This window comes from Flavobacterium rhizophilum (assembly GCF_046000485.1).
In the GTDB taxonomy this organism is placed as follows: Bacteria; Bacteroidota; Bacteroidia; order Flavobacteriales; family Flavobacteriaceae; genus Flavobacterium; species Flavobacterium rhizophilum.
The window spans coordinates 120,191-142,334 of record NZ_JBELQB010000008.1; the positions used below are offsets into that span (position 1 = coordinate 120,191).

The following is a 22,144-nucleotide window of genomic DNA, read 5'->3' on the forward strand; positions in this document are numbered from 1 at the left end:
GCTAAAATTAAGCCTTATTCTGGCTTTTCATACGAGGAAAGAAGAAAGTGGCAGGCCTGCGCTTAAAATGCGCCCAAATAGAGCTTATTATAGGCCTAACCTCAGAGAAAGGAATATTTCTGGAACGGAATGCCAGCCCCATAGAAAGGCCAAAGCTAACAAGGAAGTTTATTAACCCGATAATCCCTATACCGAAAATACCCCAAAACAGCATCCAGCCCGATACGTTATAGTTAGCCCCATAAAGTCCTAAAGCAAGGTTACCACTGGCAAAGGTAATGTGGCGTATATCCAGGTTGAGTCCAAGAAATATGCCTATGGAAGCAGTACTCCCCATAAAAACACCAAACCAGAAGTTGGAAACAATACCCGCCCAACGCCTTTCATACCATTCAGATAATTTTTTGGTCTTAACACGACCTATACTCAGTTTTAAAAGAGGATGCTCCTCAATACGGTAATACATCTGTTCGTGTTTATCCCTATTAGCAACACTACCTGCAATAATACCCGAAAGGAAAAGAAAAACCCCTGCTATCGCAGCATGCAATATAGCTAGCGAATGTATAGGGCTCAAATCATTAATAAGCTTATACCATTTGGTTAAAGCCAGATTATAATCAAAAATAATATCAATAAGCCATATACCCAGTAAGGCTACCGGAAAAGCAAACAATACATTCCCTACAAAAGCAATAAACTGAGAGCGGAATACCCTAGCAAAGAACTCCGCAAAGCCCTTGTGTTTTTCATCTTCATTATCGTCTGACTTGCGCCCTATTTCCAGCGAACGTATAAGTGCCGATGCTGTCATGGCAGGCTGTTTTGTAGCAAGTGTAAATCCGCAAAGGTAAATCCCTATAAAGGCAAGGGCATAGTTTAGGCTGTAAAAAAACGCATGTCCAAAAGCACTATTATCCATTTTAGAAAGGAAAACCTTTAAAATACATGCTATACCCACAATAATACCACCACCTGCTGCCGTCCAGAACATCCTGAAATAATCGGCTCGGTCTTTTGTAATATAATGTTCTCCCGTAATTGCAGTATGTTGGGTAACTTCATAAGAAAGCAACTGGGTACTTTCACTAATCAGTTTCCTGACATTGGTTTTATCGCAATTATATTCAATCAGGTCGAGTGCAAGTTTAATAGAGTGTCTTCGGGCATCATCGGCATCGTTCAACACCAGTAACGGCAAAAGTGTTTGTAGCCTGAACAACTGTTGTCTTATACGTAACAGGCTTTGGTTTACCCTTAACGATATACCATATTTCTCACTGTTCTTAAAGGCAATCTGTACATAATCTATACACTGCTTATGCAATATCATGAGCTGCTTGTATCCTAAATCTTTCTGATCAAGAAAGTTGTTTTTATCCTGAATAAGCTTTTCGGTAAGCAGGGCAAATTCTTTTTGGATTTCAAGGAAAGGACTTTCCATGTTCTCATATTCGGGAACCATTTTTATCACATCACTTTCCAGTGCACGCCCGGCAATTCGGTGTAGGGTAACATCTATAGCAAAAAGCAGTTCGGCAAGCGGACTTTTATTTGCTACCGATGTATAAATGGAACTGAACTTAATTAAATCAAAAACTGCCTCAATTTGCTCATAAGGTATTTTTCTGATCCATAACGGATCTGTCTTCACAAAAAACACCTGATTCAAAACATATTCCAGTGTATCCTTTTTAGGTTGATCGGGAATAAATTTGGCAAAAAGCCTTTTTTTAACCTCGTAGAAAAAGTCGGCATCCGTAAGTATACCCGCATCCGTAAGTATTTTACTGAATTTCTTCTGTTTCAGTATCCCCTTTAAGTATTTGGAAAAACTGGCACAGTAATGCTCATTATCCCTTAGCAGTAATATAAGTTCACTTATATCAACCGAATAAACCTTACTGAGTTTTTTAGGACGGATAATATCTACCAGTTCTGCCAGCAAATCAACCTCATCCGCTTTATATTCCCACAGGTTGTTTTCTTCAAAATTTAATTCGAAAAATTCTTTCAGGGTAGCTTTACGTCTTGATTTTTTTAACTTCATAGGGCAGAGGCAGGTATTAGTATGCTTGCGTAAAAATACAAATAGGACTTTATATTTTCACTACCTTGCATATATTTTTAGTATTTGATTATGATTGAAATTGAACGAAAATTCCTTGTACTTAACTCCGACTTCAAAAATGAGGCTTCAAACCATAAAAGGATAGTTCAGGGCTATCTCAATTCTCACCCTGAAAGAACCGTAAGGGTACGCATTAAAGGTGACTGCGGCTACCTAACGGTTAAAGGAAAAGGAAATGAACTGGGCACTACCCGTATGGAATGGGAACAAGAAATTCCCTTGCACGATGCCGAACAGCTTTTACAGTTATGCGAACTGGGAAGTATTGACAAGATAAGATATGAAATCCCTTATGGCGACCATGTTTTTGAAGTAGATGAGTTTTTTGGCGATAATAACGGACTTATTATTGCCGAAGTAGAGCTTAACGATGAGAATGAAACTTTTTTAAAACCCGCATGGCTGGGTGAAGAGGTAACAGGAGATAACAGGTACTACAACTCTTACCTTAGCCAAAACCCATATACCTCATGGCAAAAATAAACACTTATGATCTTGTTATTGTTGGCGGAGGCCCTATAGGTATGGCATGTGCCATAGCTGCACATCAAAAGGGACTTAATTATATTATACTGGAAAAAGGCGCCTTAGTAAACAGCCTGTTTAACTACCCGCTATACATGACGTTTTTCTCCACCGCCGAAAAACTGGAAATAGGCAATATTCCGTTTAACTGTATAGCTCCAAAACCAGGCAGGCAGGAAGCACTGGAATACTACCGTAACATTCAGCGTTATTTTAATCTGAATACAAAACTGTTTGAAAAGGTTGAAGACATAAACAAGGCTGACAGAATATTTACAATAACTACAGATAAAGCTAACTACTCCGCAAAAAATGTAGTAATTGCCACCGGATTTTATGATATCCCTATTTACATGGACATACCAGGGGAACAACTACCTAAAGTAAGCCACTACTACAAGGAGGCTCATGAATATGCTTTCAGGAAAGTACTCATAGTAGGTGCCAATAACTCATCGGTAGATGCAGCACTTGAATGCTGGCGAAAAGGTGCCGATGTAACTATGGTAATACGAAAGGACGAAATTAACCCGCGTGTAAAATACTGGGTGAAGCCCGATGTTGAAAACCGTATAGCCGAAGGCAGTATCAAGGCGTACTTTAATTCAAACATAACCGAAATAAAGGAGAACGAGGTGGACATACTTACCCCTAACGGAACTGTTACTATTGAAAATGACTTTGTTTTAGCCCTTACCGGTTACAGGCCAAATCTCGAATTTATACAGCAATGTGGTGTCAATATAAGCGATGACAGTAACCTAACACCGGAATATAACCCTGAAACCATGGAAACGAATATAACAGGGCTATATCTTGCCGGAGTAGTATGTGGCGGTATGGAAACTCATAAATGGTTTATAGAAAACTCAAGGGTACACGCTGATATGATTATCAATAACATTATAAACAACAACTAAAAAAGACTGAGTTGCTCGCCCTTAGTACCATCAAACAGATGTGTGGCCAGTGGCTTCATCTTTTTATCCTTAAAATATTTTTGGCGGGCTATCTTAAAGGTATTGTGTATCACATCTGCAATATTACCTTCACCTGCCATTCGTTTGGCAACATTTTTTTCACCAAGCTTACCGCCGTGTAGTGATGCTATTTGATTCAATACTTTGTCTTTCCTGTCAGGGTAATGTTCTTCCAGCCAATCAATAAAAACAGGTTCAACCGTATCGTTAAGCCGAACAAGTGTATAACCAAAACTATGTGCACCACTATTGGAAATAGCCTCGGCTGTTGGTAAAATATCCATGCTGTTTAACCCGGGGATTATAGGTGCTATCATTACAAACGTTGGGATACCTGTTTTAGATATCGTTTCGAGAGCCTTTAATTTAGTGTTCACAGATGATGTTCTGGGTTCCAACTTTCTTCTCAAATCCTCATTTATAGTCGGGATACTTAGCGCCACTGTTACCAGGTTCTTCTCTGCCAGTTGAGTAAGTATATCAAGATCGCGGGTTACCAGCGCGTTTTTTGTAAGTATGCTAACCGGATGCCGGTATTCTAAACAAACCTCCAGCAATCCTCTTGTTATTTTAAGCTTCCGTTCGGCAGGCTGGTAACAATCGGTATTACCCGATAGCATTATGGGTTCTGCCCTGTAGCCTTTTTTCTTAAAAAACTTCTCCAGGAGTTCGGGTGCATTTCTTTTAGCCAGTATCATCCGTTCAAAATCGACCCCGGCACTATAACCCCAGTACTCATGTGTAGGACGAGCATAACAGTAGGCACAGCCATGCTCACAACCCTGATACGGATTCATGGAATAAGCCATAGGTAAATCAGGATTTTTAACTTTGTTTACAATGGTTTTTGGGTATATGTACTGTATTTTGGTTTTGGCTACAGCCTCTTTAAAATCATCATCATAAATGGATTTTTCATATCTGTTTTTCTCAAAATGGTTATGAATATTGGCAACAGCCCCCTGCCCTTTTATCTCCTTTTTCATCTTTACCTCCTTATTTTCAGCTAAGATAAAAACTATAAGATTATTTTCTTATAAATTAAAAGAAAATATTATCAACAGGTTTGGTTATTAAAAAAACAAACAGATAATTTATATTTGCCATATATACTTACAAATATGACCACAACCAATTTTACCTTTAACGATACTGCCATAACCGTATACCAAAACGGATTAGAGGAAACCATAACCTTTAACGGAAAAAGTGTTTCCCAAAAAAACACTCTTTTTGGAACAAGACATGAATTTGTTATCGAAAATGATAACTACGAAGTAATAACTGCTTTTGATTATGCCAGCCGATGGGATAACAAAGTACAGTTTAGAAAAAACGGTAAATTACTTGAAGAAAAAAGAGCACGGGCAAGTTTGCTTACACAAACGATAGCGATTATAATACTATTAGCAGTAACTTTTTTACTTATTAAACTCTTTTAAGCCGTTAACTGCTTTTTGAATCTATGAGCATCAAACTGTATTGATGATTTTACCGCTACTATAAATTCGTATTGGTAATCCAGCTTCATAAGGAAGTCTTCTACCTGCTTGCGGCTTAATTTAGCACTTGTAAGCTTCATTTCTTCCTCATGGGAATATTCGATACAGTGTTTCTCCTTAAAGGCGTCCAGAAACTCCGAAAATGTAATATCGTCATTTTCAAAAGCATTATACGACCACACATTGTTTTCGGTTATATACTGTTCGAGAGTTAGATAGAATCTATGACTGTTTTCCCTATTATTCCTGAAAAGCTTTAAGGCTTTTTTTCGCATGGAATAAACATTTGAATCTTCAAAAACATTTGTCACATAAAACAACGCAGCCATAATGAATGCAGTTGTTATCATCAGCATAAAATTCATAGTCATAGTTATTAGTGATTCGAGACAAATGTATATTAAAAATAATCACAAAATGAGAGGGTTATCACTTTTACTATTCTTATAATTTGGGTGTCATAATTTTATACTTTGTTGCATATTTATCATTAAAAAAACAAAACCGCCCGATAAAAAATTCCTTATCAGACGGTTTTACATAAAACAAACAATTAATCAAATAATTCGGACTACCCCAAATTATATTATTTCCATCCTCCGCCTAACGCTTTATAAAGGTTAATTATGGCAAGGTATTGCTGGTATTTATTATTAACCAAATCAAGCTCAGCACTTAACGCACTGTATTTGGCTGTAAGTGATTCCAGGTAGTTTACAAGACCATACTCCAGTAACTCATCAGAATAGTCAGACGCTTTTCGTAACGACTCAACCTGTTTCTTTCTTATGTCCAGCTTTTTAGTCTCATTGTTATACTGAGCAAGAGCGTCAGACACCTCTTTCCCTGCATTAACAAGAGTTTGCTGGAACTGAATATAAGCCTGCTGTTGGTTTGCCTTAGCAACCTCATGCTGGGTTCTTATTTGTCTCTGGTTAAAAATAGGCTGCGTTAAACCACCCACTATATTAGCAAATAATGAGTTAGCGTTAAACCATTTATCAACTTCTAAACTTTGTAAACCTCCCGTAGCTGTTATAGTAAACTGCGGATAGAAGTTAGTCCTTGCTACATTAGTAAGCTCAAACTTATTGATAAGGTTATATTCGGCAGCAACCACATCAGGCCTGTTACTTAATAACGAAGTAGAATATCCCAGCTTAATTTCAGGATTAAGATCATCAGGATTGAAAGCACTTCTTTCAATTTGATGAGGCGCCTCCCCTAAAAGAAGACTCATGGTATTCTCTACTAAAGTAATGTTGGTTTTAAGGTCTTCAATAATAAGCTCTGTAGCATATTTTTGAGCCTCGGTTTGCTGTACGGCAACCTCATTAACACTACCCGCTTCTTTAAGCGCAAGAATAGCTTCTACACTCTCATTACGGTTTATAAGCGATTCTTCGGCAACTTTTAACTGTGCATCAAGACCAACCAACTGATAATAAGTTGCAGCGATATCTGTAATCACTCTGGTTTTTACTGCCTGGTTTGCAGCTATAGTTTGCATATATGACGCACCGTAAGCACGTTTGTTACTACGTATTTTACCCCAAACATCGGCTTCCCACGATAGTGTGGCACTTAACTGGTACTGATCCAGTGCTCCGTTAAAGAAACTACCAAACTGGCTGTTTCTTGAAAGTTCCTGGTGCGTTAGGTTTGCCGTACCGCTAAGTGTTGGGAAATATCCCATTTTAGCCTGTTTTAAGTAGGCCTCTGCTGCCGTTACGTTTTGTATGGCAACAAGCATGTCAAAATTATTTTGAAGCCCTTTATTGATGTGCCCCTGTAAAACAGGATCGGTAAAAATCTTATCCCATGCCACATCGGCCAGCGAAGTACTGTCCTGAGCTATAACTTCTGTCCTGTACAGGTTTTCGGCCTTTACATCAGGCCTTTCGTATTTTTTGGTTACAAGGCAAGACTGCATTAACAAGCCAACACCTACCAAAACAATTATCCTGTATATTTTAAAACTTTTTTTCTTCATCTGAAACTTAGTTTATGCTTCATTATTTTCTGTTTCAACAAACTTAGGTCCGCCCGAAATCCTTTCCTGTAATCCCTGGAATATTACAAACAGTACAGGAATGATAAACACCCCAAATAAGGTACCCACAAGCATACCTCCTACTGCTCCCATACCAATGGAACGGTTACCTACAGCACCTACACCATTTGCCAGTGCCAGCGGCATTAAACCGAAGATAAAGGCAAACGAAGTCATAAGGATTGGCCTTAAACGCGCCTTAGCACCTTCTATGGCCGATTCGGCGAGGCTCATACCATGTCGTCGCCTCTGGATGGCAAACTCAACAATAAGAATGGCGTTCTTAGCGAGGAGACCTATAAGCATGATAAGTGCTACCTGGAAGTAAATGTTATTTTCCATTCCTGCCAGTTTTACGAATCCGATTGCCCCTGCAATACCCACAGGTAACGAAAGAATAACCGATAACGGCACAATGTAACTTTCATACTGCGCACTTAAAAGGAAGTACACAAATATTAAGCTTAACAGGAATACACCCATTTGCTGATTACCTGCAAGAATCTCTTCACGCGTCATTCCCGAGAACTCATAAGTATATGTTTTTGGAAGGTGCTGTTCGGCTACTTCCTGAATCGCCTTAATAGCATCACCCGAACTGTAACCAGGATTTGCTTTACCGTTTACGTTAACAGCCTTAAGCATATTAAAACGTGCTACGGCCTCAGGACCATATATCTTTTTAAAGTCAACGAACTGGCTAATTGCGACCATCTCACCTGACGCATTACGTACATAAACATTGTTTATGGATTTCTCATCGGCTCTGGCTTCCGGTTCAGCCTGAATCATTACACGGTATTGCTTACCAAATCGGTTAAAGTCTGTTGTATAAAGACCACCGTAGTAACCCTGCATGGTATTGAATATATCGCTAACAGATACTCCTGCATTTTTAGCCCTTTCCACATTAATGTCCATTTGATATTGAGGGAAGCCAGGGTTAAAATTGGTAATGGCATACTGTATTTCCGGTCTTTTAGAAAGCTCTGCAAGAAACTCATTAGATACTTTACTTACAGTAGCCCAATCGTCATCTCCTTTATCTTCTACTTTTAATTCAAAACCATCGGCAGTACCAAATCCCTGTACACTTGGAGGGGTAAAGAACAGTATTCTTGCATCTTTAAATCCGGCAGTTCTTCCAAAAAGTTCACCCACAACATCATCTACTGATTTGTCTCCTTCTCTTTCACTCCAGTCTTTAAGTTTGATAATGGCAAAACCATAAGATCCACCGTTTACCCTGTTAAGTAAGCTGAAACCTACAACACTCATTCTAGACTCTACAATAGGCATGGATGTGAATACTGAGTCCAGCTGATCCATCGCCTTTTGTGTTTTCTCAAGAGTTGTACCCGGAGGCAGCGTAATATCGGCCATGATGATACCACGGTCTTCATTAGGAATAAATCCTGAAGGTGTAGTAGTGAAAAGGAAATAGGTTATTCCTGTAAACAGAAGTAAGCCTATTACTGCTATCCATTTTCTTTTTACCAATACACCTAATGATTTGGTGTATTTATTATTCATTGCATCAAAACCTGCATTAAAGGCATCGAAGAAACGGTCTTTAATATTTTTCTTTTTATGGTGATCCCCTTCTTTATGCGGTTTAAGGAACACTGCACAAAGTGCCGGACTTAGTGTTAATGCATTTACTGCAGAAATAAGAATCGCTACCGCAAGGGTTATGGCAAACTGCTGATAGAATACCCCTGACGGACCGTTAAGGAACGATACCGGAATAAATACTGCCGACATTACAAGGGTAATGGAAACAATAGCTCCTGTAATCTCGCTCATAGCAGAAAGTGTAGCCTTTTTAGCAGATTGCTCTCCTTCATCCAGCTTGGCGTGTACCGCCTCTACCACTACAATGGCGTCATCCACAACAATACCAATTGCAAGAATCATTGCAAACAGGGTAAGCATGTTTATAGAGAACCCAAACACCTGCAGGAAGAAGAATGTACCTATAATAGCCACCGGTACTGCGATAGCAGGAATAAGTGTAGAACGTGCATCCTGAAGGAAAATAAACACTACAATAAACACAAGGATAAACGCCTCAAAAAGAGTAGACTTTACTTTTGCAATAGAAGCATCAAGGAATGTTTTGGTGTTATATGGTATAACATAATCAATCCCTTCAGGGAAAGTTGTCTTACTTTCTTCAAGAATAGCATTTACCTTGTCAATAATTTCGTTTGCATTAGAGCCCGATGTTTGGAAAATACCAATTGCCACACCGTTTTGCCCCATACCAAAGTTCTTTTGACCATAGTTAAAAGCACCCAGTTCTATTTTAGCAACATCTTTTAATCGAAGGAAGTTCCCTCCGCCTGTAGCCTTTATAACTATATCTTCATACTCCTCTACTGTAGAAAGGCGTCCCTTATATTTAATTACATATTCGTAAATCCCATCAGCATTTTCACCAAATTTACCCGGCGCAGCCTCTACGTTTTGTTCCTGTAATGCTAACTGAATATCACTTGGTGATAAATTGTAAGTAGCCATTTTTTCAGGATCAATCCAAATACGCATAGAGTAGTCCTTGGCACCAAATACATTTACCTGACCTACCCCCTTAACCCTTTGCAGTTTAGGCACAAGGTTAATTTTGGCATAGTTTTGTACAAAGGTACCGTCGTACTCTGGGTTTGATGAGAATAATGAAAGAAACATAAGAGCACTGGTTTGACTCTTTAAAGTAGTAACTCCTGTTTGTATTACCGCCTGCGGCAGTTTACTTGTAGCACGAGCCACACGGTTTTGTACGTTTACCGCAGCAATATCAGGGTTAGTTCCCAACTCAAAGAAAACACTAATGTTTGCCGAACCGTCATTTGCGGCAGAAGAGGTCATGTAGGTCATGTTTTCCACACCGTTAATCTCTTCTTCCAGCGGAATAACAACACTATTTAGTACTGTTTCTGCATTAGCTCCCGTATAGGTAGCAGTTACCTGTACCGTAGGCGGGGCAATTTCGGGATACTGTTCTACCGGCAACGACATAAGCCCCAGTATACCCAAAATGGTTATCAATATCGAAATTACGGTACTTAGTACCGGCCTTTCTATAAATGTTTTTAGCATAATTTATTATTTTTTGCGGAGTATCAGAACTTATTTTTTTGCTGCAGCTTCTGCACCTGCTGCCGGAGCTGCCTGTTTTTCACCGGACTGAGGAACAATTTCCTGACCATCCCTTAGTTTGGTAGCTCCCTCGGTAACAATAACATCGCCGGCATTTAATCCTTCCGAAACGATATAATCAAGACCTGATGTTGTACTTGTTGTTATAATAGTAGATTTAACTGTGTTGTCTTTATTAACAACATAGATCATCTTTTTACCCTGCATATCCATAACCGCATTTTGTGGCACAAGGATAGCATCCTTTTTTTCTATTGGTAAGCGAACCACACCACTGCTACCACTTCTAAGTATACTTTGCGGATTAGGGAATTCTGCCCTGAACTCGGTTGTACCGGTTTGCGGGTTTACTAATCCGTTTACGGTTTTAAGTCTTCCTTTTTCCTCATAAACAGACCCGTCTACAAGTACAAGGCTAACATCTGGAGTATTTTTAAGTTTTTCAGCAAGTGATTTACCGTCAAACATCCTTGTAAAATCAAGCATTTGCTTTTCGTTCATTGTAAAGTAAGCCCTCATTACTTTAGTATCAGATACTGTTGTAAGCGGCATCTCCATAGTAGAACTTACAAGGCTCCCTTCTTTATACGGAAGTCCGCCTATCACTCCGTTTACCGGAGAAGTAATAGTCGCATAACCTATGTTTGCAGCAATTGCACTGTAGCTAGCTTTTGCCTGTGCCAGTTGTGCTTTTGCTGTTTCCAGCTGTACATTACTTATAATCTTACGGTCAACAAGCGGTTTAAGCCTGTCTACCTCAACCTGAGCAGCATCTACACTGGCTTTTGCAGCGGCAGCATCTTCGTTAAGGGTTTGGGTTTCCAGCCTGAAAAGCAGCTGACCCTTTTTAACTTCCTGCCCTTCATCCACATATATTTTTTGGATAAAACCGGCAACTTTAGGCCTAATCTCTACATTTTGCTGACCCTGCAGGTTTGCCGTATATTCTTCATATATAACTGCATCCTGCTTCGCTACGGTTGTAACAGGGAAAGGCATAGGTCCCATTTGCGGAGCCTGTTCCTGTTTTTTTCCACATGCCGTTACCATTAGCATAGCGGCTATTGCACCTAAAAATGATTTATTTCTCATTACTAACACTTGAATTAAATTGATCTAATCTGTTTTTCTCTATTTCCTTAAACTGTTGTATTGTTTTTTGCAAAAGACTTTCTATCTCTAAAACGTGTTCCTTATACGTTTGTAAATGCATCATATCAAAACGTTCAAACGGACAAGAAGCAGTAGCCTCCCTGTACTTAAGCATCTTCTCAACCAATACCTTTTCCTGACCTACCATTTTTGCATAACCCTCCAGTCTTTCACTAAATGGTGCCGGGCGAAAATATTTTTTACGGTCTCCGGGAAGGGTATAGTAAACTATCTTTCCTATTTTTAAAAGTAAATTCAGGTTTGTTGAAATAGAACTTTTGCTTGCCGAAAGCTTTTCTACAAGAGTATCAAAAGTTATCCCCTGCTTGTTGTCAACTATAAGTGTACCCAATATCCTGCCTGCTAAAGGCGGTAAATTGTAATTGGTTTCGAAATGGATTCCAAACAACTCCACCAATTCATCTCTATCCTTACTTAAATTTGACATGTTAATGAATTTTTTTGCAAAGATATAAACTTTAGTTCGGTAATCACCGAACTAAACGAACTAAATTTGTGTTAATTTTTCTTTAAGATAATTTTAACCAATAAAAAACCGGCCTATAAAGCCGGTTAATAGTCATTCTATTATTTCAATTTTTACTTTTAAAGTACCATAATTTTTGTTACCCGTTATCTCCATAAATGCCTTTTTCGTGAGATCTATTTCCAGTTTTTTACTAAAAGGCCCTCTGTCATTTACTGTTACGTCAACATATTTTCCGTTGGTTAGGTTTGTAACCCTTACCTGAGTTCCAAACGGAAGGCTTTTATGTGCAGCCGTGTATTTAGCATTATCAAAGCGTTCGCCACTACTGGTTTTACGTCCGTTAAACTTATCATGATAATAAGTGGCAACCACATCGGTTTTGTAAACGATAAGATTTTGCGAAACTGTATCAGTAACCGGATTTACAAAAGCTGTAGTATGCCCACCAAAAGCAGTATGAGCAGAGAAGCTACTCAAAACAAAAACCACTAGTAATAAGAAAGTTAAGGGCAATACTTTTTTCATAGACATAAATTTAAGCCTTTTTCACAAATTAAATGCCATAAAATAAAAAAGGGTCGCTAAGCGACCCAAAATATTTTAATTAAACCATGCGCTCCACGGTATCCTGCTTAACAGGAGTACTAAAGCAATGGCATACATGTAGCCAATTTTTTTGAATTTAGCCTGACTGTCTTCCGTCTTTTTATGCTTAGACCATCCTATAGTGATAAGTGCAATAGCAATTATATTAATAAGCGGGTGCTCTACAAGGTATAACCTCAATGTACTGTCCTTCATTACAGCTCCCATACCAGCCTGTTTAGCTGTTTCAAAATAAGGAGATGCAAAATAAAGCACTAATCCCAGCAAAAGCTGAATGTGTGAAAAAATAAGTGCTATCATTGATATTTGCCTGTCTTTTGGCGTGAATAACCTTTTTGAAGATAATCCTCCAAAAGCATTTAAAGTGGCTATTAAAAGAAGTCCTAAAGTGGCATAAGCCCAGTAAGAGTGTAACCCTAAAACGGAATCGTACATAAAAGTTAGTTTTTGTTTTCTACTTATACAAAAATAGAAATTTTATAATTGGATACTATAAAAAAATAATCCCCGATATAATCGGGGACTATTCTGAAATTAATAACCTGCTTATATAGAAATTAGAAATTAAATCTCATAGCAAAGTTCCAGGTAGTACCATTACCAAAGAACACATTGTTACTTGTATTGATTCCTTTATAAGTTTCGTCTCCATCCTCAACAGCTCTTGCTGAAGTCATTTCTGACATATAAACTTCCCCAAAAAGGTTGTTTACGTTTAAACGGAATGATAATGATGTTTCTGTAAAGTTGATTTTATAAGTTGCTCCTGCGTCAAAAACATCGTATGAAGGAAGTTCAATATTATCTTTAACAACAGCTGTACTGTAAAGGTTGTCGTAGTTTCTCCAGTCAACATCTACAGATAATCTTTGGGTAGCTTTATACACCAAACCAAAACCATAAGTAGTTTGTGCCCCACCACCTACTTTACCACCTTTAACATCAATCACCTCTTCTTCAGTAAGGTTTTGATCCTGATCAAAAGTTCTTTGGTAAATGTTATCATCATAAGTCCAGTCACCAAATGAACCGAAACCTCTTACATCAAGGAAAGTGAACGGATGTGCCATGAAATCAATCTCAACACCTTTGTGAAGCTGTACCACACCAGAGTTGTTAAAGTACACTCTGTCACCTGTAGCCTCATCACCATCTGAAGTTGTAGTAACACGGTCTTTCCATTTAGTACTGTAAAGGTTAAGATTAGCATCAAAATAACTACTTCTAAATCTGTAACCGGCTTCAAAACCTGTTACTTTTTCGTTTTTAGTTAATGGGTTAACATCATTACCAAAGTTTAGATAGATGTTATCATGGTATGGTTGTCTTGAATAATGACCTGCATTAACAAATACTGTATGGTTAGGTGTTATAACATAACTGGCACCACCTTTAATATTGAATCCGGTATTGTTTACTTTAGCCGATTCTTCTTCAGCCTCTACATAACCAAATCTGTCCCAACGTCTGTGCGACTGATTAGAAACCGCACCCTGCACATATGCAGAGAAATTATCAGTAGCATATTCTACCTGACCGAAAACACCACCGTAGCTGATTCTTTCGCTATAGTCGTAGTTTACTTTCTGGTTGTCATCAGCATTATCAAACAAAGAGCTCCAAGGCTTAGCGCTAAACGCATCTGTTACGATATAACCTCCTGGGTACTGAGCATTATCAGTAGTTTCCCATCCGTTAAGACCTAAGAAATGGTTTATAGTTCTGTAGTGATCTCCTTTATATGTCCTTAAATCGATACCTGCATTGTAGCTAAGTTCATCTGTTAGTTTGTGGTTAAAGTTAGATACCACTCCATACCATGCATGGTTATTTACCGAGTTACGGATAGCATAACCACCATTACTTAACGAACCTATAGCTCCCGGAAGAGCAGAGTTGTTTTCTGCAATAGCATCAAAATCCACATGGCCGTCAGCAGTTCTTACTCTACCGCTACCCCAGTTACCGGTTCCGCCACCACGTCCCCATGAAGCATAAAGTACTGTAGAAAGCTGCATGGCATCGTTGATATTGAAATCCCAGTTAAAGTTAGCAACCGGTTTGTGATAATAATTTCTTCTTTCCGTCATATAGTCACCATTGTAGTAACCATAGTTGTTATTATATTTTCTACCGTTTGTAAGGTAGCTGGAAATCGATTTTGTGAAGTTTTGGTCGTGAAGCTGTGGTGCGCCAAAAATAAGGAAGTTAAAAAGGTGCTTTTCATTAGCCTTATAACCTACAGATACAAAGTAGTTTTGTCCTTCACCATAAGTACCACGGTTGTATCCGTCGCCACTCCATTTAGTAAGTAATGCACTAAAACCCCATCCGTTTTCCATCATACCGGTGTTGTATGATACCGTATTCTTAATGAAGTTGTTGTTACCTATTGTAGACTGAGCAAAACCACCCTGTCTAAGCTGAGTAGCCTTTGTAACAATATTTACAGTACCACCTACAGAAGATATGGCCAGTTTAGACGAACCAAGACCTCTTTGTACCTGTACAGAGCTTGCAACATCTGTCATACCACTCCAGTTAGACCAGTACATATTACCATCTTCCATACCGTTAATTGGCTGACCATTTAAAAGAAATGCTGTATTTGTTTGGTCAAAACCACGAACATATACTTTAGAGTCTCCAAAACCACCTGCCTGGCTTGCAACATAAACAGAAGGTGTATTTTTCATTACCTCAGGAAAATCCTGGCTCCCTGATTTCTGCTGAATTTCCTTGTAACTTATTTTAGATACGGCAACAGGTGTTTTCCTGTCTTCTTCCATATCAATAACTCCAGATCCAACAATTACCACCGCTTCAAGTTCTTCGGCATCAACCATTAATTTGATCTCACCAACATTAAACGTTTGCCCCGGTGTAATAGTAAAAGGGATAACCCTTGTTTCATAACCAATAAAAGAGATAATAACATCTCCCGATGTTTTACTGGTTTTAAGTGTAAAACTACCATCGTCATTTGTAGTAGCTCCGTCTGCAGTTCCTCTAACCACTACATTAGCTGCCATTAACGGTAAGTTGTCCTGTCCATCTACAACTTTACCTGAAATTGTTTCCTGTGCAAATGATGCTGCTCCCAGCAACAACATTGTTAAGGTCATCAACAAGTGTCTAAAATTCCTCATGTTTTTTGCGTGTGTTTAAGGTTTCGGGCGCAAAAATTATGTTTTACCCGCAACCCAAGGTTAAGGCATTATTAAATACTATCATGTTTACAAAATAGTGACAATCAAGCAACTATATATTAAAAAAAACTTAAAAAATTAATACTTTGCTTTACCTTGGGATAAATATTTATTCACATATTAGTAACCTGTTTTTTTTGTTTACGGGCATAAAAAAGGCCCGAAATTGCTTTCGGGCCTTTGTTTTATATATAACTTAAAAACTATTACATGTGTTTTTTATTAGTATTCCTTCTTTTTGAGAAAGTAATTTAACAGGAATTCGGTTGAGTTATCATGCTGTTTTACGTCTCCCGAATGTATCTCATCAAGGATAGAATTTGCAAGCTGTTTGCCTAACTCAACCCCCCATTGATCGTAACTGAAAATATTCCATATTACACCCTGTACAAATATTTTATGCTCATATAGTGCAATAAGCGATCCCAACGTCTCTGCCGTAAGTTTATCAATTAAAAGAGTATTTGTAGGCTTGTTACCTGTAAACACCTTAAAAGGAAGTAAAAACGCCGCCTTATCGCCATCTATACCCTGCTTTACAAACTCGGCTTTAACCTGAGCTTCAGTTTTACCGTTAAGTAATGCTTCAGTTTGGGCAAAGAAGTTTGACATTAGTTTATCATGGTGGTCTTTATTACCGTATAACGGTTGTACAAAACCAATAAAATCTGTAGGGATAAGTTTAGTACCCTGATGTATTAACTGGAAGAATGCGTGCTGAGAGTTTGTGCCCGGCTCACCCCATATAATAGTACCGGTTTGGTACTGTACAGGGTTACCGTTACGGTCTATACTTTTACCGTTACTCTCCATTATACCCTGTTGCAGGTATGGAGCCAGTTTTTGCAGGTACTGTGTATAAGGTATTAAAGCCTCACTTTCGGCACCAAAGAAATTGTTATACCAAACGCTTAATAATGCAAGTACAACCGGGATGTTCTTATCATGCGGAGCTGTTTTAAAATGCTCGTCCATATCGTGGGCACCTTTAAGCAGCCCGTCAAAGTTTTCAAAACCTACAGCAAGACTAATGGAAAGCCCTACGGCACTCCAAAGGGAGAAACGTCCGCCAACCCAGTCCCACATAGGGAATATGTTATTTTCGTCAATACCAAACTCTGTAACCTTTTGTATGTTGGTAGATACAGCCACAAAGTGTTTAGGCACATCTTCCTGCTTAGCCGATTTAAGGAACCATTCCCTAACCGTTTGAGCATTAGAAAGTGTTTCCTGAGTAGTAAAGGTTTTAGAAACAATAACAAAAAGGGTAGTTTCAGGATTCAAACCTTTAAGGCTCTCCATAACATGATCACCATCTACGTTTGATATAAAACGTACCTCAAGGTTGTTCTTATAGTAAGCAAGCGCATCTACAACCATTGCAGGCCCTAAGTCACTACCTCCTATACCAATATTTACCACATGGGTAAACGCTTTATCGGTATAACCTTTTTGAGAACCGTTTATAATACCGTCACAAAATCCTTTTATTTTATTTTTTACAGCATATACTTCCGGCATTACATTAACACCATTTACTTCTACACCGGCACTTTCGGGTGCACGTAATGCAGTATGAAGCACAGCCCTGTTTTCTGTTCTGTTAATGGCGTCTCCGGTAAAATAACTATCTATAGCCGATGCCAGCCCCGACTCCTGAGCCAGTTTTAGTAAAAGTGAAAGCGTTTCCTCGTTTATTATATTTTTAGAGTAATCCACCAAAAAGTCATTCCACTGGATGTGGAATTTTTCGCTCCTGCCTTTATCGGCAGCAAACATCTCCTGCATGGAGGCATTTTGCATATCGGCAAAATGCTTTTGTAATTCCGTCCAGGCTGCGGTACCTGTAGGATTGATATTTTCCATTGCCATTACTTATTATTATTTAATTTGAGGTTTGAGATACTGTCTAATTCTTGTTTTAAAGGCTTCATGTAGGCCTCATATCTTGGCATATGCTCTTTTTTCATTGGGTCAGAGCTTGTAAACTTCTGTTTCAGGGCATCAACCTGCACCCCGTTTTTCCAAAAACGGTAACAAACGTGTGGTCCGGTTGCCAGTCCTGTACTACCCACTTTACCGATTATTTCTCCCTGACTTACCCTTTGCCCCGTTTTAACCAAAATTTTTGACATGTGCAGGTATTGGGTAGAGTAAGTACTGTTGTGTCTAATTTTTACATAGTTACCGTTACCGGCAGTATACCCTGCCCTTTCTACAACTCCAGTGGCAGTCGCCATAATAGGTGTACCAGTAGGTGCGGCATAATCGGTACCGTTGTGTGCTTTCCAGCGTTTTTGTACCGGGTGAAAACGTCTTGGTGTAAAACGCGAAGAAATACGGCTAAACTTAAGCGGTGCTTTTAGGAACATACTTTTTAGTGCCTTACCGTTCTCATCATAATAATCGTAGGTTTTAGCAAGCGTGTCCTGCTTAAAAGGAAAAGCATAAATTTTATCACCTTTGTATTCAAAGTAGGAGCCTTCAATATTTTTTATTCCGGCATAAATAGTATCGCTTATATACGTTTCATTAATGATAACCCCAAACTTATCGCCTTTTTGTATCCTGAAGAAATCGACACTCCAGGCATAAATCTCAGATAGTTCCTGTGCCAGAGCCGGACCTACACCTTCTTTTTGCAGTGTACCTGCCAGCGAACCTTCAATTTCCCCAACAATTACCCTTCGCTTTACGCTTACAGGACGTTTCTTTTTATGTACTACTACCGAATCCCTTAAATCGATAACATAATAGCTAAGTTTATCGGGCTGATATACAAACGCCTTAAGGCCGTGTGGTGCTTTTTTATCCTTAAAAAGAGTATAGGGCTTACCTATTCTTATATCCCTAAGGTTAAAAGTATCCCTTATTTTTTCTGTTATATTATGGATAGCTGCTGCATCAAAGTTTTGTTTAGCCATCAATCCGCCAAAAGTGTCACCACTTTTAATGGTATCATGCACTACCTGAAAACTATCTACAACAAAGCCAAATTCTTTTCTTATTTTTTTAACCTCTTTCTTTGCTACAGGTTCGGGCTTAACGTCCTTTTCCTCCTTTTTACAGGCAATAAAAGTGGTTAACAGTAATATGAAAGCAAGATATCTCAAATTAGATGTTTTATGCGGTTATTATACGTTTTCTCCCCAGTTCTTTAATTCCTCCTCACTCCATAATTCAGGGAAAAATATCCTTCTTTGGTATTTAGGATGCATATATTTTTTCCAGTCGCTTCCTCCGGTTGCTTCCTGCGGCCCCGAAACGCTTTCAATATATTTTTTTGCCGTATTGTAGTGGCCCATTACCCAGGTAACGTTTACCGTATAATCATAATGACGCATTGCTTTTACAAGAGTAGCATCTTTTTGGGTTTCTTCAGGAAGCTGTTTGAATTTTCTCCAGATGTTTATGGTGTTGTACTCTTCCATAAAGCGAAGAAATTCACCCTTGTACCTTTTCTCAAACTGAGATAACAGGTATGATTTCTCTCCTGTTTTATAGTCTTTACCCGCAGCCTGCCAGTATAAATGCTCTAATGCGTGCTCATAAGGCGTATTCCTGTCAATATTAGCTCTATACCTGTAGTCTATGAGGTTTATAAGATCTGTAGAAGCAAACTCGATAAGACGGTATTGCGCACTTTGGAATCCGCTCGCTGGCGTTAAGGTATTCCTGAACTTCATGTATTGATCTACCTCCATACCGTCACCCATAATATCAAACGATGTGGTAAGCATATCAAAGTAACGACTAATACGCATTAGTTTTTCGGTAAAATAAGCCGTTTCAGGCTGATCGGTATGGCAAAGCTGCTCTACTTCCCACAATATCATTTTAAACAACAGTTCGTTTACCTGATGGTACATTATAAAAACCATTTCATCAGGAAGCGTAGTCCTTTGAATCTGCAGGTTTAATAATGCATCTGTTTGTATATAATCCCAGTAGGTTATGGGTTTTGCCCAAAGAAGCCCTTCAAGATGGGTTTCTGTTTTCTGGTTTATTGCCTTAAATTTTTTTTCAAGATCGTTAAGCTGTTGCTCTATTGCGGGTGTAATGTCCATTGTATTATCTAGATTTAACTTTAAAAGAGTGGCTAAGCCCTTTAAACTCGTCCAAATCTGCCTTTAATGAACCCACTGCCAAATCGGCCTTTATCCTTAGAGGAATCCTGTTACCATCGTCTGAAATCCAGACAGTTAAACTCTCCTCTTCCTTAAATACACGGCCTGCCTGAACATAGGGTCTGAATATCATGGCAGAAACGGTCCCAAATTTAGTTTTTATATCCTCTCGACCAAGGAATTTTAACTTAAACTTCGTCACTTCTTCATCAAAAAACATGTCTACTTCTATAAAGCCCCCCACTTTAAGGTCGTCAACCTCAGGGTGATTTCTCAAATAGTAGAACACCGATACGATATCCTGCACATTTTCAGGCACCTTAAAGGTTTTTTTCGTATCATTTTTATAGTCGTTCACGGTTACCGTATTACTGGACTGGTTAAAAAAACCTTCCTGGTTTTTGGTATACCCGCCTTCGTCTATTTTCCTTATAAACTGATAAGGCTTACCAGTCTCCTTATCAAAGTAACTTTGGTAATCATCCTTTACCTTAAAAAACAGTTTTGCTGCACCTGTGGTATACCCTTTGCCTACTACGTGAAATACTTTTTTATTTTCACGAACGGCATCTTTAACCTCAAGGGTGGCATACCCGGCGTTTATAAAACCGTAATGGATTCTGAATTTAAAATACTCGCCTGTAGAAAAGGCGTTTTGCGAATAAACATTACATATTGTAAAAAACAAAATGGCTGTTATTAACTTTTTCATAGCAATTATCTAACTTTTTGGTGTTTTACAATAGTAAATTACAATTTTTGTTCCAAAAATACTAAACAAAAAAACCCAGCCAAAATTAATGACCGGGTTTTTATGCTATTAACCAACCAAAAAACTATAAATTATGAAAATTACTTTTCACAAAAAAGTGAGCTCACTACAGCTCCCTTTTTGCGAGTGCAAAAGTAGACAGGTTATTGAGAATTTCTCTCTAAAAAATCAACTTTAACACATATTCCTCAAAAAACAAGCCTTTTGACGGTTTAAAATTATTGACTATACAAAAATAAGTAACTTTTATAGCGTTCCTCGCAATGCCTGTTCTCTCTCAATCGACTCAAACAGAGCCTTAAAGTTACCTGCACCAAAGCCTCTTGCACCCATTCTCTGGATTATCTCATAGAAAAGTGTAGGACGGTCTTCAACCGGTTTGGTGAAAATTTGTAATAAATAACCTTCCTCATCAGCATCAACCATTATACCTAAGCTTTCAAGTACACTAATATCCTCTTTCATAATACTCATGTGCTCACCAAGACGGTTTGGCACTTCTTCATAGTAAGTATGAGGTGGTGCAGAAAGAAACTCCACACCTCTTGCTTTAAGTGCGCTTACAGTTTTAATGATATCATCGGTAGCGATAGCGATGTGTTGTACACCAGGGCCACCATAGAAATCAAGATATTCTTCAATTTGAGATCTTTTAGCTCCTTCTGCAGGCTCATTGATAGGGAATTTAATCCTACCGTTACCATTAGACATTACTTTACTCATTAGAGCAGAATATTCTGTATGGATTTGCTTGTCATCAAATGAAAGGAAGTTAACAAAGCCCATTACTTCTTCATACCACTTAACCCAGGTATTCATTTCATTCCACCCTACGTTACCTACCATGTGATCCACAAATTTAAGGCCTGTTGGCTCAGGATTGTAGTCAGACTTCCATTCTTTATATCCCGGTAAGAAAGCTCCTTTATAGTTTTTACGCTCTACAAACATGTGAACTGTTTCACCATAAGTATAGATACCTGCACGTACTACTTCACCAAATTCATCTGTTTCAACAGTTGGTTCCATATACACTTTAGCACCTCTTTTAGTAGTTTCCTCAAAAGATTTTCTTGCATCCTCAACCCAAAGTGCTACAATTTTAACACCATCACCGTGCTTAACGATATGATCGTTTAACGGAGAATCAGCATTTAACGGAGTTGTTAATACTAAACGGATTTTGTCCTGAACAAGTACATAAGATGCTCTGTCTTTTAAACCTGTTTCCAAACCTGCATAAGCATGCGACTGGAATCCGAAAGCTGTTTTATAATAGTGGGCCGCCTGTTTAGCGTTACCTACATAAAATTCGATATAATCTGTTCCTAAAAGCGGAAGGAAATCCTGTGCTCCTTCAAATATTTTTTCTAAGCCGTATTCTACGCTCTTTACTTCTTTGCTCATAGTTTCAATATTTTAAGTTTTCCCGGCA

The 22,144-nt window shown here is 38.5% G+C and carries 18 protein-coding genes; 3 read left to right on the forward strand and 15 right to left on the reverse strand.

Annotated elements, in window-relative coordinates; all coding sequences use genetic code 11:
- Nucleotides 1-7: 7 nt before the first annotated feature.
- A complete protein-coding gene (locus ABS768_RS11785; protein ID WP_408075161.1) occupies nt 8-2,050 on the reverse strand; it encodes a recombinase in 2,043 nt (680 codons plus the stop codon).
- 90 nt (nt 2,051-2,140) lie between these two features.
- Between ABS768_RS11785 and ABS768_RS11790 the strand changes: the two genes are divergently transcribed.
- A complete protein-coding gene (locus tag ABS768_RS11790; RefSeq protein ID WP_408075163.1) occupies nt 2,141-2,614 on the forward strand; it encodes a CYTH domain-containing protein in 474 nt (157 codons plus the stop codon).
- Nucleotides 2,602-3,576 (forward strand): YpdA family putative bacillithiol disulfide reductase, encoded by a 975-nt coding sequence (locus ABS768_RS11795; RefSeq protein WP_408075164.1) that lies wholly within the window; start codon nt 2,602-2,604, stop codon nt 3,574-3,576. The genes ABS768_RS11790 and ABS768_RS11795 overlap by 13 nt, the downstream gene beginning before the upstream one ends.
- Here ABS768_RS11795 and ABS768_RS11800 read toward each other — a convergent pair.
- Complete coding sequence (locus ABS768_RS11800; RefSeq protein WP_408075165.1) at nt 3,573-4,622, reverse strand: PA0069 family radical SAM protein; 1,050 nt, start codon at nt 4,620-4,622, stop codon at nt 3,573-3,575. The genes ABS768_RS11795 and ABS768_RS11800 overlap by 4 nt on opposite strands.
- A 135-nt stretch (nt 4,623-4,757) precedes the next feature.
- Between ABS768_RS11800 and ABS768_RS11805 the strand changes: the two genes are divergently transcribed.
- A complete protein-coding gene (locus ABS768_RS11805) occupies nt 4,758-5,078 on the forward strand; it encodes a hypothetical protein (protein ID WP_408075166.1) in 321 nt (106 codons plus the stop codon).
- Here the strand turns inward: ABS768_RS11805 and ABS768_RS11810 are convergent.
- From ABS768_RS11810 to hppD, 13 genes are all read right to left on the reverse strand, one after another.
- Nucleotides 5,075-5,509 (reverse strand): hypothetical protein, encoded by a 435-nt coding sequence (locus ABS768_RS11810; RefSeq protein WP_408075167.1) that lies wholly within the window; start codon nt 5,507-5,509, stop codon nt 5,075-5,077. The genes ABS768_RS11805 and ABS768_RS11810 overlap by 4 nt on opposite strands.
- 215 nt (nt 5,510-5,724) lie before the next feature.
- Complete coding sequence (locus ABS768_RS11815) at nt 5,725-7,131, reverse strand: efflux transporter outer membrane subunit (RefSeq protein ID WP_408075168.1); 1,407 nt, start codon at nt 7,129-7,131, stop codon at nt 5,725-5,727.
- A 12-nt stretch (nt 7,132-7,143) separates the two neighbouring features.
- A complete protein-coding gene (locus tag ABS768_RS11820; RefSeq protein WP_408075169.1) occupies nt 7,144-10,293 on the reverse strand; it encodes an efflux RND transporter permease subunit in 3,150 nt (1,049 codons plus the stop codon).
- A gap of 30 nt (nt 10,294-10,323) precedes the next feature.
- Nucleotides 10,324-11,445, reverse strand: coding sequence for an efflux RND transporter periplasmic adaptor subunit (locus ABS768_RS11825; protein ID WP_408075170.1), 1,122 nt, complete (start codon nt 11,443-11,445; stop codon nt 10,324-10,326).
- Nucleotides 11,435-11,953 (reverse strand): GbsR/MarR family transcriptional regulator, encoded by a 519-nt coding sequence (locus tag ABS768_RS11830; protein ID WP_408075171.1) that lies wholly within the window; start codon nt 11,951-11,953, stop codon nt 11,435-11,437. Before ABS768_RS11830 ends, ABS768_RS11825 begins: the two co-directional genes overlap by 11 nt.
- A 132-nt stretch (nt 11,954-12,085) precedes the next feature.
- Nucleotides 12,086-12,520 (reverse strand): septal ring lytic transglycosylase RlpA family protein, encoded by a 435-nt coding sequence (locus tag ABS768_RS11835; RefSeq protein WP_408075172.1) that lies wholly within the window; start codon nt 12,518-12,520, stop codon nt 12,086-12,088.
- Between the two features lie 75 nt (nt 12,521-12,595).
- Nucleotides 12,596-13,036, reverse strand: a complete 441-nt coding sequence (locus ABS768_RS11840; protein WP_408075173.1) for a hypothetical protein — start codon at nt 13,034-13,036, stop codon at nt 12,596-12,598.
- Nucleotides 13,037-13,158: 122 nt separating this feature from the next.
- Entirely contained in the window at nt 13,159-15,750 is a 2,592-nt protein-coding gene (locus ABS768_RS11845) for a TonB-dependent receptor (protein ID WP_408075174.1), read from the reverse strand.
- 282 nt (nt 15,751-16,032) lie between these two features.
- Nucleotides 16,033-17,682, reverse strand: a complete 1,650-nt coding sequence (gene pgi / locus ABS768_RS11850) for a glucose-6-phosphate isomerase (RefSeq protein ID WP_408075175.1) — start codon at nt 17,680-17,682, stop codon at nt 16,033-16,035.
- On the reverse strand, nt 17,682-18,923 hold the full coding sequence (locus tag ABS768_RS11855) for a peptidoglycan DD-metalloendopeptidase family protein (RefSeq protein WP_408075176.1): 1,242 nt from the start codon (nt 18,921-18,923) through the stop codon (nt 17,682-17,684). The genes pgi and ABS768_RS11855 overlap by 1 nt, the downstream gene beginning before the upstream one ends.
- 21 nt (nt 18,924-18,944) lie before the next feature.
- Complete coding sequence (locus ABS768_RS11860; RefSeq protein ID WP_408075177.1) at nt 18,945-19,877, reverse strand: tryptophan 2,3-dioxygenase family protein; 933 nt, start codon at nt 19,875-19,877, stop codon at nt 18,945-18,947.
- 4 nt (nt 19,878-19,881) lie between these two features.
- Nucleotides 19,882-20,649 carry a DUF3108 domain-containing protein gene (locus ABS768_RS11865; RefSeq protein WP_408075178.1) on the reverse strand — a complete coding sequence of 256 codons (768 nt, stop codon included), beginning with the start codon at nt 20,647-20,649 and terminating at the stop codon, nt 19,882-19,884.
- 306 nt (nt 20,650-20,955) lie between these two features.
- Nucleotides 20,956-22,116: a 4-hydroxyphenylpyruvate dioxygenase gene (gene hppD / locus ABS768_RS11870; protein WP_408075179.1), complete on the reverse strand. Its 1,161-nt coding sequence runs from the start codon at nt 22,114-22,116 to the stop codon at nt 20,956-20,958.
- Nucleotides 22,117-22,144: the final 28 nt, after the last annotated feature.

Coding starts and splice junctions, on each gene's coding strand:
- hppD (WP_408075179.1), bottom strand. CDS start 22,116: ATGAGCAAAGAAGTAAAGAGCGTAGAATACGGCTTAGAAAAAATATTT.
- ABS768_RS11815 (WP_408075168.1), bottom strand. CDS start 7,131: ATGAAGAAAAAAAGTTTTAAAATATACAGGATAATTGTTTTGGTAGGT.
- ABS768_RS11835 (WP_408075172.1), bottom strand. CDS start 12,520: ATGAAAAAAGTATTGCCCTTAACTTTCTTATTACTAGTGGTTTTTGTT.
- ABS768_RS11790 (WP_408075163.1), top strand. CDS start 2,141: ATGATTGAAATTGAACGAAAATTCCTTGTACTTAACTCCGACTTCAAA.
- ABS768_RS11795 (WP_408075164.1), top strand. CDS start 2,602: ATGGCAAAAATAAACACTTATGATCTTGTTATTGTTGGCGGAGGCCCT.
- ABS768_RS11865 (WP_408075178.1), bottom strand. CDS start 20,649: ATGAAAAAGTTAATAACAGCCATTTTGTTTTTTACAATATGTAATGTT.
- ABS768_RS11820 (WP_408075169.1), bottom strand. CDS start 10,293: ATGCTAAAAACATTTATAGAAAGGCCGGTACTAAGTACCGTAATTTCG.
- ABS768_RS11840 (WP_408075173.1), bottom strand. CDS start 13,036: ATGTACGATTCCGTTTTAGGGTTACACTCTTACTGGGCTTATGCCACT.
- ABS768_RS11800 (WP_408075165.1), bottom strand. CDS start 4,622: ATGAAAAAGGAGATAAAAGGGCAGGGGGCTGTTGCCAATATTCATAAC.
- ABS768_RS11845 (WP_408075174.1), bottom strand. CDS start 15,750: ATGAGGAATTTTAGACACTTGTTGATGACCTTAACAATGTTGTTGCTG.
- pgi (WP_408075175.1), bottom strand. CDS start 17,682: ATGGCAATGGAAAATATCAATCCTACAGGTACCGCAGCCTGGACGGAA.
- ABS768_RS11785 (WP_408075161.1), bottom strand. CDS start 2,050: ATGAAGTTAAAAAAATCAAGACGTAAAGCTACCCTGAAAGAATTTTTC.
- ABS768_RS11830 (WP_408075171.1), bottom strand. CDS start 11,953: ATGTCAAATTTAAGTAAGGATAGAGATGAATTGGTGGAGTTGTTTGGA.
- ABS768_RS11825 (WP_408075170.1), bottom strand. CDS start 11,445: ATGAGAAATAAATCATTTTTAGGTGCAATAGCCGCTATGCTAATGGTA.
- ABS768_RS11810 (WP_408075167.1), bottom strand. CDS start 5,509: ATGACTATGAATTTTATGCTGATGATAACAACTGCATTCATTATGGCT.
- ABS768_RS11860 (WP_408075177.1), bottom strand. CDS start 19,877: ATGGACATTACACCCGCAATAGAGCAACAGCTTAACGATCTTGAAAAA.
- ABS768_RS11805 (WP_408075166.1), top strand. CDS start 4,758: ATGACCACAACCAATTTTACCTTTAACGATACTGCCATAACCGTATAC.